A 14,314-nucleotide genomic window follows, 5' to 3' on the forward strand; every position below is an offset into this window, starting at 1 on the left:
TCATAACTAAGTAAGGTCAGTATACTTTTAATCTACATTATCATGTAAAAATGAATTATTGCTTCTTATTTGAATTTCATCATTATCATCAAACCCAACACTAGATCTAGATAAATCTGTTTCAGAAGAGTGTTTTGCGTCATCTAAATTAACACCTTGACGCTTGTAAGCTGGCACTCTTTCTATATCATCAATCTTGGCATTATTGAATTTATAGTTAAAGTCTTTCATTTTACGCCTGCGTTCTTCGGCGCGCTCTTTAAGCAATTCTGAAATAGGACTGTTCATCGGGTCTAAATCATCATCCGTGCTTTCTTCACGAACAGGTTCTTTAACCACTTTCTTTTCGAATATGATCTCTTGGTCTAATTCTTCTACCATCTCTTTGGTTTTTGCTTGCTTTTTGTTCATTGAAGATTCAACTTCAATGTAATCTTCCAAAGCATAACGCATATCACCTTTTTCGGTTGTTTCGTTAACTGGTATTAACTCCACATAATCATTTACCTGAATTTTCTTAACGTCATCGTCTAACTGAAATGATGTTATTTGGTCTTCTTCTTTTTCAACTTTGTCGTTGGAAGATAAAGGCAAATCAAACGTTAATGTGATTTGTTTTTCTTCTTCAATATAATCTGAAACCACTTCTATATCGGCAATGTCTTTGTCTGCTTTAGACATTCTAGTAACCGGTTTAATAATGAAATCATCCTCCTCTTGAACGTTTGCACGTACCTCTTCATAAACCACTTGAATGTTTTTTATAAGTTCTGAAGTTGGAATTAAGTCTATATTGTTGTTAACCGAAGGTTTGCTAACTTTTTCTTCGTTTACAATCGTTTTTTCAGATTTAACAGGCTCATCTTCCTCAATATCAAAATCTAAAGTATGTTTTACAATTGTGGGTTCTTTCTTTTCTTTTAACTCGATAACGGGAGCGATAATTACAGGTTCTTTTTCTTTAGGGCTGAAATCTAAATCTTCACTAACCAATGAATGCACAACCTTTTTTGTTTCCGTATTGGAAATTTCGTCTTGTTGCTCGATGTTAAAGCCTGTAGCAATAATAGTTACAGCAATAGATTCTTCCAAACTTTCATCTTCACCAACACCCATAATGATATTGGCACCATGACCCGCTTCATTTTGAATGTGATCGTTTATTTCTCCTATTTCATCAATGGTAATCTCGTGGGTTCCTGAAACTATTAGCAGCAATACATTTTTAGCTCCAGTAATTTTATTATCATTTAACAATGGCGAATCTAAAGCCTTACGGATAGCGTCTTGTGCACGGCTTTTTCCCGACGCCAATGCAGACCCCATTATAGCCGTTCCACTATTGCTTAATACGGTTTTAGCATCACGTAAATCGATATTTTGTGTGTAGTGATGTGTAATAACTTCGGCTATACCACGAGCAGCTGTAGATAGCACCTCATCGGCTTTAGAGAATCCTGCTTTAAAACCAAGATTACCATATACTTCACGAAGTTTGTTATTATTTATTACGATTAATGAATCCACCACATTTCTTAATTTCTCAATGCCTATTTGGGATTGCTCAATACGCATTTTGCCTTCAAACTGAAATGGCATGGTTACAATTCCTACTGTTAAGATATCTAAATCTTTAGCCATTTTAGCTATAATAGGTGCTGCACCAGTGCCTGTTCCACCTCCCATACCCGCTGTTATGAAAACCATTTTGGTATTGGTATCAAGCATATTTGAAATATCCTCGAAACTTTCAACCGCAGATTGTTCTCCAACTTGTGGGTTTGCTCCTGCGCCCAACCCTTCGGTCAAGTTTACCCCTAATTGAATCTTGTTTGGTACACCGCTATTTTGAAGCGCTTGTGCATCTGTATTACAGACGTAAAAATCGACTCCTTTAATGCCTTGTTGGAACATGTGGTTAATGGCATTACTGCCGCCACCGCCAACACCAATAACCTTAATAACATTTGATTGATTTTTTGGTAAATCAAATGCAATACTTTCGAATTCTTTTTTGCTGCTCATAAATTCTGTTTTACTGGTATTATACTTTTAACTATTACTTATTGTTCTATGGATATTTTTCTATTACTCTGCGTTGTCTAAAAAATCTTTAACACGCTCGGTTAATTTGTCTAGAAAAGAACGACGTTCTTTTACTGGCTTTTCTTTAATTTCTTCAATGGGCTTTTCATTTTCTGCCTCTTGCTTTTTCTCTTGCAGTTCAATTTTTTTTCGTTCGTTGCGTTTTAAACCATCTAAAACCAAACCAACGGCAGTGGCGTATAACGGACTTGTAACATCATCATCGCTATTACCCGCCAAATGCTCGTTAGGATAACCAATTCTGGTGTCCATTCCAGTTATATACTCCACTAACTGCTTTAAATGTTTTAATTGACTACCACCACCTGTTAAAACAATACCGGCAATCAATTTTTTCTTTTGTTCTTCGTGTCCATAGTTTTTAATTTCCACATACACCTGCTCAATGATTTCAACAATACGTGCATGAATTATTTTAGAGAGATTTTTAAGGGTTATCTCTTTTGGTTCTCTGCCACGTAAACCTGGAATGGACACTATTTCATTATCCTTATTTTCTCCTGGCCATGCAGAACCAAATTTTATCTTTAATAATTCGGCCTGTTTTTCTATAATAGAGCATCCTTCCTTAATGTCTTCCGTAATAACGTTTCCACCGAAAGGAATGACCGCAGTATGACGGATGATACCATCTCTAAAAATGGCTAAATCGGTTGTACCTCCTCCTATATCAATAAGTGCGACACCTGCTTCTTTTTCTTCCTGACTTAATACGGCATTTGCCGATGCCAAAGGTTCTAATGTAATGCCTTCTAAATTTAAACCTGAACTTTGCACACAACGACCTACGTTCCTTATTGACGATACTTGCCCAACTACCACATGGAAATTGGCTTCTAAACGGCCGCCATACATCCCGATAGGTTCTTTAATTTCACCTTGCCCATCTACCTTATATTCTTGCGGCAATACGTGAATAATTTCTTCACCCGGAAGCATTACTAGTTTATGCACTTGGTTTATTAACTTGTCAATATCTTCTTCATCAATAACCGTTTCAGAATTTGCTCTGGTTATATAATCGCTGTGTTGCAAACTACGTATATGTTGGCCTGCAATACCTACTGTTACGCCTTCAATTTTTATATCGGAAGCCACTTCTGCCTCTTGAACCGCTTGCTGTATGGATTGAATGGTTTGTGTAATATTATTTACCACACCACGATGCACTCCCAAGCTTTTAGATTTACCAATGCCTAAAATTTCAACTTTTCCGTACTCGTTTTTACGACCAATCATAGCCACAATTTTTGTGGTTCCTATGTCTAATCCTACTGCTAAATTATGCTCCATGGCTTATATTTTGGTACATACTACTTGGTTATCAAACTGCAAATTGACTTTACTATAACTATCGAGTGTTTTATCTTTTAGGTTTTTTTGATAAAACGCTTTTAGGTTATTAATTTTTTTATCTAAAAATGTCACATCTCCCAGTTGCACTAAAAATTGGCATTGTCTCAGTTTTAAATAAATAACTTTGTCTGTGCCTTGATGAATTTCTATTACATGCTTTTTTAAAAACTCATCTTTGTTAATTTTACTTGCAACTTTATAAATGTTTTTTAAATTACTTTTTTCAACATAACCAGTAACTAGTGGCACTCTAGCAGAATAATTATTAGACAGTGGCATATAAAAACCGTCATCATCTATATAATAAGACGCACTTGTACTTACTCTTGCAATAGGCGTTTTTTGTTCAACTTCAGCATTAAGTGTACCATTTACAGTAACATACACTTCTGCCGTTTTTATCATTGGATTAGATTTCAGGGCATTTTCTAACTCATTCAAATCTAAAGTTTCTTTAGGTATATTTTTAGCTCCTTTAAAATTTTGTATTAACAATTTACTAACATTCTCATTTGTTATAAACAGGTTGTTTTCTCCAATAAACTCAACATTAGGTTTCGATATTTTTCTAGCAGAATTTCTTGCTGATGCAAAAGCAAACAAAAAGGCTACTAAACCTAGTAAAGCAAACATCTTTATGTAATTCCAGTTAATTTTCAAGGCTAAATTCTTTTTTAATGTGTTTTACTTCTTCCCCAATATCACCTGCTCCAATGGTCAGCACAATCTGCGCATGGCTTTCGTGTATCTTTTGCAACAAATCTGCTTTACTAACTAGTTGTTTGTTTTCATTAGTCATTTTGCTTAATAGCCACGCCGAAGTAACCCCTTCTATTGGCAATTCCCTGGCTGGATAAATATCCAACAACAAAACCTCATCAAACTGTGACAAACTTTTTGCGAAATCATCAATAAAATCGCGGGTTCGACTAAATAAATGTGGTTGAAAAATGGCCAACACTTTTTTATTAGGATACATTTCCCGAACTGCTTGGTGCACAGCATTAATCTCTTCCGGATGATGTGCATAATCATCAATATAAACGAAATTATCCGTTTTAATTTGATAGGTGAATCGTCGCTTTACACCTTTAAAAGACGCTAATGCTTTGGCGAGCTGTTGGTGAGGGCAACCATATTCTACAGCCATCGCCAAGGCTATTAGTGCATTAGACAGATTATGTCTACCAGGTAGGTTAAATTGTATATTTTCAAGTACTGTTTTCGGTGTTTTCACATCAAAAACATAGCTACCGTTTTCTATTTTTATGTTTTGAACCGAATAATCGGAGTCATCTTCAATACCGTAAGTAATGCCGTGAATGGGCAAACCATTCCTAACAAATAATTTTCCGCTAGGCTTGATTTTTTTTGAAAAATCTTCGAATGATTTTATTAACTCTGAAGCATCTCCATAAATATCCAAATGGTCCGCATCCATAGAAGTGATGCAGGCTAAATTTGGTGATAAGGTTAAAAATGAACGATCGAATTCGTCTGCTTCAACCACCGAAACCTCGGTACCGTTAATAATTAAATTGGAGTTGTAATTTTCGCAAATACCACCTAAAAAAGCAGTCAACGGCACATCACATTCATTTAACAAGTGCCCCAAAATACTGGAAGTTGTCGTTTTTCCATGCGTTCCTGCAACCGCTAAACAAAAGGTGTTTTCGGTTATTAAGCCTAAAATCTGGGAACGTTTTAATATCTGAAAATTATTGGTTTTAAAATATTCTAATTCCAAATGGCCTTGTGGAATTGCTGGCGTATATACAACCAACGTGTTTTCCATATTTAAACAAGCTTGGGGAATGTTCTTAACCGCATCTTCAAAATGAATTTCAATACCTAAAGCCCCTAAACTATCGGTAATATCAGAAGGTGTTTTATCATAACCAGCAACCACTTTTCCGTTGGCAACAAAATAGCGTGCCAAAGCACTCATGCCAATACCGCCAATGCCGATAAAATAAACATTATGTTTGGTGTTTAAATTCATTTACTCTTTAAAAGTTTTTCAACCTCATCGGCTATTTGTTTTGTTGCATTTACTAATGCTAACTTCTTTATGTTACTTCCTAATTTCTTTTGTTTCTCTGGCGAGGCAATAAGCTGTGAAAACTTATTTTCAAAATCTGCTTCTAAATCTTCTTCTTTAATGATCATAGCGGCATCTTTATCTACAATCGCCATAGCATTTTTAGTTTGATGATCTTCAGCAACATTTGGTGATGGCACAAAAATGACTGGCTTACCAACAATACAAAGCTCTGAAACAGAACTCGCACCTGCTCTTGAAATCACAATATCGGCAGCAGCATAAGCAAAATCCATATTGTTTAAAAATTCATAAACCTGCACATTATTCGTGTTGTTATAAATTTTATACTGACTATAATACAACTTACCACATTGCCATATAACTTGTACATTTTGTGTATCTAAAAAATCCAGTTTTTTTTCAATTAACTGGTTTATACGTCTAGAACCTAAACTACCACCCAAAACCAAAAGCGTGTATTTTCCGTGTTTTAAATCGAAAAAGTTTTTGGCTTCAACAGTTTTTGTTTCAACATCCAATAAGCCTTTACGAACCGGATTTCCCGTTTTTATGATTTTATCTTTTGGAAAGAAACGGTCCAGCCCATCATAAGCCACACAAATTTTTTGGGCTTTTTTAGCAAGCATTTTGTTGGTAATTCCAGGATAAGAATTTTGCTCTTGTATTAAGTATGGAATTTTATTGGCAGCAGCTATCTGTAACAAAGGTCCGCTTGCAAACCCCCCTGTACCAATCGCCACATCTGGTTTGAATGCCTTCACTATTTTTCTAGCATTCCAAAGACTACTAATCAGCTTAAAAGGAAACTTTAAGTTCTTCCATGTTAACTGCCGCTGAATTCCAGAAATCCAAAGCCCTTTGATTTCGTATCCCGCTTGTGGCACTTTTTCCATTTCCATCCTATCCTTTGCCCCAACAAACAAAAATTCAGCATCTGGAAAACGTAACTTCAACTCGTTTGCAATAGCAATGGCAGGATAGATATGACCGCCTGTGCCCCCACCCGATAATATGATTTTATATGTTTTAGATTTTTCCACTAATACACAAATATTTGTTTTATAACTTTAGAAAAATAAATTCTAAATTCCAGCTTACACTTCAACATGCTACCAATGACGTTTTTAAATTAGGACTTCGACAAGCTCAGTCTGACAAACTAAACGTCATTTTATATTGCTCTTTTTTAGAATAAAAAACACCTTAATGTGACATGTTTGCATTCTTCCGTCTTCATTCATTCCTCTATTTTCTCTTCTCTATTTTCTCTTCTCTATCCTCTATCTTCTTTCATATCGTTTCCGAAAGAATTTCCAAAGGGTTTTCTTCCTTTGTTTCCTGTTCTTTTATTTCTTCCCTCTTAGAACTAACACTTAATATGATTCCTATTGCTAAACAGGTCATCCAAATAGATGTTCCTCCACTACTTACTAAGGGCAATGTTTGCCCTGTTACTGGAAATAATTCCACTGCTACCGCCATATTGATTAATGCCTGAAATACAATGGGCAACCCGACACCCAACACCAATAATTTACCAAAAACCGTGTCGGCTTTTTGTGCTACTATAACAACCCTAAACAACAACCACATATAAAGTATCATTATAAAAAAACCGCCTACAATACCATATTCTTCTATAATAATGGCGAAAATAAAATCGGATGATGATTGTGGTAAAAAGTTTTTTTGAATACTTTTACCCGGACCTACACCAAAAATATCCCCTGAGGCTATCGCTATTTTAGCTTTTTCTATTTGATAATCGGCTTCCGTATCTTCGTTGTTTGAATAGTTCTTAATTCTGTTTTCCCAAGTTTCAACTTTAACACTTAATGGCCCCGTCGTTAATTTGGCAACCATTACAAAAAGCACTAACACCACTAAACCTAACCCCAGTATAATTCCTATATAACGCATGGGGTAGCCTCCTAAAAAAACCAATATCAACACCATTAAAAATATAATGGCTGTGGTTGAAAAATTTGAAGGCAGTATTAATGCCAAAATCATAAACACAGGTGCCCAAAGTGGTAAAATGGAGCTCTTAAAAGTGATGGCTTTATCTTTTATTTTAGACATGTACCTCGCCACATAAATCATGAGTACCACCGATGCCAAAGTGGATGTTTGAAAAGACACGCCTACTATGGGTATTTGAATCCATCTACTAGCACTTGCACCCTCAATGGTGGTTCCTTGCAACATCGTAATTCCCAATAAAACCAATACAATAGGAATCATGATCAATGACAAGCCTTTAAAATATCTGTACGGAATTTTATGAACGCCATACATAATCCCAAATCCTAATGCTAAATGCACTAAATGCTTAACAAAAAAGGTAAACGTATTTCCGCCAACACTTTTATATGCCAAATTACTAGCAGCACTATAAACCGGCAAGAACGACACAATTGCCAACAACGCAACTATTGCCCAAATTAACCTATCGCCTTTTATGTTATTAAACAGTGTTTGCACTTTTATATTTCTGTTTGCACTTTTTATATTTCTAATTTCTTTTATAATGAGATGCTTCGACAAGCTCAGCATAACAAAAGCATAATTTATTACAAGTTTCTTACAGCCTCTTTAAATTGACGCCCTCTATCTTCATAGTTTTCAAATAAATCGAAACTGGCGCATGCTGGAGATAATAATACATTATCACCTGCCTCGGTTAGCTTATAAGCTATTTTAACAGCTTCATTCATAGACTGGGTTTCTACAATAACATCAACCATCCCTCCAAAAGCATTCATAAGCTTTTCATTATCAACACCTAAACAAATAATAGCTTTCACTTTTTCGTTAACAAATGGAAATAATTCTTCGTAGTTGTTGCCTTTATCCACTCCTCCAACGATCCAAACCGTTGGTGCATCCATACTTTCTAATGCGTAATAAGTCGCATTTACGTTGGTTGCTTTAGAATCGTTTATGTATTGCACTTTATTAATTTTAAGCACATGTTCCAAACGATGTTCTACTCCTTGAAAATTTTCAAGGCTTTCGCGTATGGTTTGTTTTCTAATTTTTAATAAGTGAGCCACAGTAGAAGCAGCCATCGCATTTTTAACGTTATGATTTCCTTCTAAAGTAAGACTTGATGTTGGCATAATTATTTGTGTGTTATTTATTGTTATTATTATATTTCTCTCTTTTAAATAGGCGCCATTTTCAATAGTTTTTGTTAATGAAAACGGCAATAATGTTGATTGAACTGGGTGATTTTTTAACCAATTTGTTAGCACTTCATCATCGGCATCGTAAATCAAATAATCATCTTTTGTTTGATTTTCAGCAATCCTAAACTTTGAAGCGATATAATTTTCTAATTGATAATCGTATCTATCCAAATGGTCGGGCGTAATGTTTGTAATTACTGCTATGTGTGGTTTAAAATCAACAATATCATCTAACTGAAAACTACTGATCTCTAACACATAGTTTGGATAATCTTTTTCCAGAATTTGTTTTGCAAAACTGTCGCCTATGTTACCCGCCAATCCCACTTGCAACTCTTGCTTTAAAATATGGTGCGTCAAAGTTGCTGTGGTTGTTTTGCCATTACTGCCTGTAATTCCAACAAGGATCGCTTTTGTAAAGCTTGATGCAAATTCAATTTCTGAAACCACTAAAATCCCTTGTTCGCGAATTTGTTTTACCAAAGGTGCTTTATCTGGAATTCCTGGACTTTTCATTACGATGTCGGCATTCAGTATTTTCTCTTCTGAATGCTTTTCATCTTCCCATTCAATCTCATTATGTATAAGAACTTCTTTATATTTATCTTTAATTTTTCCTTTATCGGAAACAAAAACGTCGTAACCTTTTGCTTTTCCTAAAAGTGCTGTTCCTACACCACTTTCTCCTCCTCCTAATACGACTAATCTTCCTAATTTACGATTCACGATTTTTGATTTTTGATTCACGATTTTTGATTTACCGCATAACCTTATAACTTTATAACTTTTTAACTTTTTAACCTTATAACCTTATAACCACATAACCATAAAAATAATTCGTAAATTCATTTATCTTATTTTCAATGTCACTATAGATAGGATGGCTAGCAAAATGCCTACTATCCAAAAACGAGTCGCTATTTTACTTTCATGATATCCAATTTTTTGATAATGATGATGTAATGGTGCCATTTTAAAAATACGTCGCCCTTCACCACGTTTTTTCTTAGTATATTTAAACCAACTTACCTGCATAACCACCGATAAATTTTCTGCTAAAAAGATACCACACAGCACCGGAATCAGCCATTCTTTTCGCACCGCAATAGCAATAACCGCTATAATGCCACCAATAGTTAAACTACCTGTATCCCCCATAAACACCTGTGCTGGGTAGGTATTGTACCATAAAAACCCAATAAGCGCACCCACAAAAGCAGCGATATAAATGGTGATTTCTCCTATCCTTGGGATGTACATAATATTGAGATAATCTGAGAAAATAATATTACCCGATACCCATGCAAAAATGCCCAAGGTAAGTACAATGATAGCGGAAGTTCCTGCTGCCAATCCATCGATACCATCGGTTAGGTTTGCTCCATTTGAAACTGCTGTAATGATGAAAATCGAAATTATTATGAATATAACCCACCCATAATTTTCCAACTTAGGACTTATCCAAGTGATTATATTCTTATAATCAAATTCATTTCCTTTTACAAAAGGAATGGTTGTTTTGGTTGATTTTGTTTCTGCTTTTAAAAGCTGAGCTGGAGACACATTAGGATCATCTATTAACATTTGCTGACGTACTTCAACGGGTAGTTTCTCCTTGATCGTTACGTTTGGATTAAAATATAAGGTAGCACCCACAATAATCCCTAAACCTACTTGACCAAGCACTTTAAAACGTCCTTTTAATCCTTCTTTATCTTTTTTGAATTTTTTAATATAATCGTCTATAAACCCGATAACCCCCATCCAAAGCGTGGTGATAATTAATAAAACAATATAAACATTGCCTAATTCTGCTAATAATAATACCGGAATTAGCGTTGCTAGAATAATAATAATTCCGCCCATTGTTGGGGTGCCTGCTTTTTCGTTTTGCCCTGTCAAACCTAAATCCCTAATGGTTTCGCCTACCTGCTGTTTTTGTAAAAAACGAATGATTCGCTTTCCGTAAATAGTAGAAATTAACAACGACAAAATCATGGCTGTGGCAGCCCTAAAGGTGAAAAACCCAAAAAGAGATGCTCCTGGAAATTGAAATTGTTTTTCTAAATAATCAAACAGGTAATACAGCATTTGGTTATTGGTTATTTATTATTATTTATATTATTTATTACTATGAAACCTCTCGACTGCGCTTGAGGTGTAACAATCATGTTATTTACTTAACTGGTTTAAAAATTCTTGCACTATTTTAAAATCATCAAAATCGAAACGTTCCCCTTTTATTTCTTGATAAGTTTCATGCCCTTTGCCCGCTATAAGAATAATATCATTTGGCTGCGCCATTTGGCAGGCTGTTTTTATAGCCTGAAGCCTATCGGTAATGGTTAATGTTTTTTTATAATTTTGAGGTTCTACTCCTTTTTCAATGTCTTTTAGAATGGCTTCTGGCTCTTCACTTCGCGGATTATCACTAGTAAAAATAACCTTGGTACTTAAAGCCGTAGCAATATGCCCCATTTTAGGACGCTTGGTTTTATCTCTATCTCCACCACAACCTACAACGGTTATTAATTCTTCGTTTTTTGTACGAATGCTATTAATGGTTTCCAATACGTTTTTGAGTGCATCGGGGGTATGTGCATAATCAACAATAGCTGTGATTTTTTCGTTTGAAATGACATACTGGAAACGACCGCTTACACTTTCCAATTCGCTTATAAAACGCAGGATCTCCACTTTTTCAAGACCTAACAATTCTGCCGTTGCGTAAATTGCCAAAATATTATAAGCATTAAAATTCCCTATAAGTCGTGTCCAAACCTCAGCATCATTTATCTTCAACAATAAGCCTCCAAATTGATTTTCTAAAATTTGGGATTTATAATCGGCATACCCTTTTAAAGCATACGTGTATTTTCGTGCTTTGGTATTTTGAAGCATCACCAATCCGTTCTTATCGTCTGTATTCACAAGAGCGAATGCTTTTTCCGGAAGCGCATCAAAAAATGATTTTTTCACATCGCGGTATTCGGAAAATGTATTGTGATAGTCTAAATGATCGTGCGTTAAATTGGTAAAAATACCGCCTTCAAACCGCAAGCCTTCTGTTCTATGTTGATGAATGCCATGCGAGCTTACTTCCATAAAGCAAAACTCAACACCTTCAGTATTCATTGCCTGTAAATACTTATTGATAGTTAAAGAATCGGGAGTCGTATGGGTGGCTTTATACTCGATAGTATCCACCATAATTTTTACGGTAGACAACAACCCCACTTTATAACCCGCTTTTTTGAATAACTGATATAACAAACTTGCGACTGTCGTTTTTCCGTTCGTACCCGTAACACCAACCAGTTTTAAATTACCTGAAGGATTTTCATAAAAATTTGAAGCCATTATCGCTAAGGCTTTACTGCTATTATCTACCTCAACATATGTAACACCATCACTTAATTTTTCAGGCAAAACTTCACAAATCACAGCAACCGCTCCTTGTTTTATGGCGATATCAATAAACTTATGACCATCTGAGACACTTCCTTTGATAGCAATAAAGACATAGCCGCTCTTAATATTCCTAGAGTCGAAATCAATAGCAGTCACTCCAATACCCGTAGAACCCACCACAGCGTTAATAGTTACTTTGTACAATATGTCTTTTAATATGATCATGAAGCTTTTAAAACGACTACTTGGTTATTCTTCAACTTTATATTTTGTTCTACGGACTGCTTTTTTACAACACCATTTCCTTCTAATTTCACTTTTACTTTAACCTGCATATTTTCCAGCAATGCCAAAGCATCCATAACGGGTAAACCAACCACATTTGGCATGATGGTTTTATACGTTTGGGCTGTTTTATAAAAGCTTTCATATTCGGTTTCCACTGAAGCTACTCTAACATCCAAAGACTTTACCTCATCTATAATGGGCGTATCGGTAAATATTTTTTGGGCTATTTTTTTGAATACGGGACCAGACACATCGGCACCAAAATACCCAACACTTTTATCGGGCTCGTGAATAACCACAATACATGAATATTTTGGGTTCTCAGCAGGAAAATAACCTGCAAACGATGAGATATAACTTAACTTATCTTTATTAGCATAATCTTTTTGACAGGTCCCTGTTTTTCCTGCCATCGAGAAGTTTTCAGAGTACAACCTGTGCCCTGTGCCATGTTTTTTCTCCACTACGTTTTTAAGTAATTGCTTTACTTTTAAAATGGTTTCTTTTGAACAAATTTGCTCGTTTATCACTTCCTTTTTAAAAGGCACTACCACGTCGCCAAACTCTTTTACCTCTCTTAAAAATTGAGGTTTAACCATTTCACCATCATTAGCAATAGCATTATAAAAGGTTAAGGTTTGTAAAGGTGTAAAAGATACCCCGTAACCATAAGCCATCCACTGCAATGCAATACCACTCCAACGTCCGTTTTTAATTCTTGGGTCTGGAATAATGGGGTTTGGCTCGCCAATAATAGGAAGATCTAAATCATTATTGAGATTCATGGCGTATAACCTATCCACAAATTTGCTCGGTGTTTTACCGTAAGCTTTATCAATAGCCTTTACAATTCCTGTGTTTGAAGACACTTCAAATGCTTTAGACACCGTAATTTTACCATAACCACCATGATGCGAATCTTCAACCGATTCACCGTAGAATTTTATAATCCCCCTCTCGGTATCTACGACATCGCTCGTATCAATAAGCTTATCCTCAATGCCGGCAGTTAAGGCCATTAATTTAAAAGTAGAACCCGGCTCATGGGATTCACCAACCGCATAATTTAAACGCTCGTAATAATAGCCATCGCTGTTTCTTCCTAAATTTGAAATAGCACGAACTTCGCCAGTTTTTGTTTCCATCACCACCACACAACCATGATCTGCTTTGTATTTTTCCAATTGCTCCAAAAGTGCATGGTGCGCAATATCCTGAATATTGACATCAATGGTTGTATAAACATCATAGCCGTTTTTAGGATCAATTTCATTGGCATCATTCAAAGGTTTCCACTGCCCTTTTCCTATTTGCTGTTTTTTTCTTTGCCCATCGGTTCCTCGTAAATACTTCACTCCAAAAGCACCATCAATACCCGCTCTAGTCACATTTCCCTTTTCGTCAAAACGCTCATAACCAATAGAACGCTGTGCAATACCACCCATAGGATGCTCACGCTTGGTCGTTTGCTCTACAATCAACCCGCCTTTATACGCTCCCAATTCCAACAATGGAAAATTGCGTAAACGGATATAATCAGAATACCCAACATTTCTAGCAATTAAGTAGTACCTGTTTTTATTTACACGTGCTTTTCTAAGTTCGTTTTCATGATAACCAGAAGGCTTTCCAGAATATTTTGAAAGTGAATCACTTAAAGGCTTCACGTATTTTTCGAAGGTTTTTGCTGTAGGTGTCAATGCATCAAACCTAATATCGTATTTAGGAATGGATGTTGCCAGTAAATTTCCTTTAACAGAATACACATTCCCCCTATTTGCAGGAATCACCACATTTTTAATGACACGCTCGCCAGCCAAAGCTCTATACTTATCACCTTGGAAAAACTGAAGACTAACCAACTTGAACAGCACAGCAAGCCCGAAGATGAACATAC

At 35.6% G+C, this 14,314-nt stretch carries 10 protein-coding genes; all 10 read right to left on the bottom strand.

What is annotated here, in order from left to right; all coding sequences use genetic code 11:
- Positions 1–27 precede the first annotated feature (27 nt).
- The 10 genes from ftsZ to ACGLWY_RS02315 all read right to left on the bottom strand — a co-directional run bounded on the left by ftsZ (position 28) and on the right by ACGLWY_RS02315 (position 14,312).
- Positions 28–2,025 carry a cell division protein FtsZ gene (gene ftsZ, locus ACGLWY_RS02270; RefSeq protein WP_396618050.1) on the bottom strand — a complete coding sequence of 666 codons (1,998 nt, stop codon included), beginning with the start codon at positions 2,023–2,025 and terminating at the stop codon, positions 28–30.
- Positions 2,026–2,088: 63 nt separating this feature from the next.
- Positions 2,089–3,399 (bottom strand): cell division protein FtsA, encoded by a 1,311-nt coding sequence (ftsA, locus tag ACGLWY_RS02275; RefSeq protein WP_396618051.1) that lies wholly within the window; start codon positions 3,397–3,399, stop codon positions 2,089–2,091.
- 3 nt (positions 3,400–3,402) lie between these two features.
- The gene (locus tag ACGLWY_RS02280; RefSeq protein WP_396618052.1) at positions 3,403–4,122 is read right to left on the bottom strand and encodes a cell division protein FtsQ/DivIB; all 720 of its coding nucleotides are present in this window, start codon (positions 4,120–4,122) and stop codon (positions 3,403–3,405) included.
- A complete protein-coding gene (murC, locus tag ACGLWY_RS02285; RefSeq protein WP_396618053.1) occupies positions 4,112–5,464 on the bottom strand; it encodes a UDP-N-acetylmuramate--L-alanine ligase in 1,353 nt (450 codons plus the stop codon). The genes ACGLWY_RS02280 and murC overlap by 11 nt, the downstream gene beginning before the upstream one ends.
- Complete coding sequence (gene murG, locus ACGLWY_RS02290; RefSeq protein ID WP_396618054.1) at positions 5,461–6,567, bottom strand: undecaprenyldiphospho-muramoylpentapeptide beta-N-acetylglucosaminyltransferase; 1,107 nt, start codon at positions 6,565–6,567, stop codon at positions 5,461–5,463. The genes murC and murG overlap by 4 nt, the downstream gene beginning before the upstream one ends.
- 250 nt (positions 6,568–6,817) lie before the next feature.
- A complete protein-coding gene (locus ACGLWY_RS02295) occupies positions 6,818–8,011 on the bottom strand; it encodes an FtsW/RodA/SpoVE family cell cycle protein (RefSeq protein ID WP_396618055.1) in 1,194 nt (397 codons plus the stop codon).
- A gap of 89 nt (positions 8,012–8,100) precedes the next feature.
- Positions 8,101–9,444, bottom strand: coding sequence for a UDP-N-acetylmuramoyl-L-alanine--D-glutamate ligase (murD, locus tag ACGLWY_RS02300; protein WP_396618056.1), 1,344 nt, complete (start codon positions 9,442–9,444; stop codon positions 8,101–8,103).
- 123 nt (positions 9,445–9,567) lie between these two features.
- Complete coding sequence (gene mraY, locus ACGLWY_RS02305; RefSeq protein WP_396618057.1) at positions 9,568–10,809, bottom strand: phospho-N-acetylmuramoyl-pentapeptide-transferase; 1,242 nt, start codon at positions 10,807–10,809, stop codon at positions 9,568–9,570.
- Between the two features lie 81 nt (positions 10,810–10,890).
- On the bottom strand, positions 10,891–12,354 hold the full coding sequence (locus tag ACGLWY_RS02310) for a UDP-N-acetylmuramoyl-L-alanyl-D-glutamate--2,6-diaminopimelate ligase (protein WP_396618058.1): 1,464 nt from the start codon (positions 12,352–12,354) through the stop codon (positions 10,891–10,893).
- Positions 12,351–14,312: a penicillin-binding protein gene (locus ACGLWY_RS02315; RefSeq protein ID WP_396618616.1), complete on the bottom strand. Its 1,962-nt coding sequence runs from the start codon at positions 14,310–14,312 to the stop codon at positions 12,351–12,353. The genes ACGLWY_RS02310 and ACGLWY_RS02315 overlap by 4 nt, the downstream gene beginning before the upstream one ends.
- Between the last annotated feature and the right edge of the window lie 2 nt (positions 14,313–14,314).

Source organism: Mariniflexile sp. HMF6888 (assembly GCF_044335535.1).
GTDB lineage: Bacteria > Bacteroidota > Bacteroidia > Flavobacteriales > Flavobacteriaceae > Mariniflexile.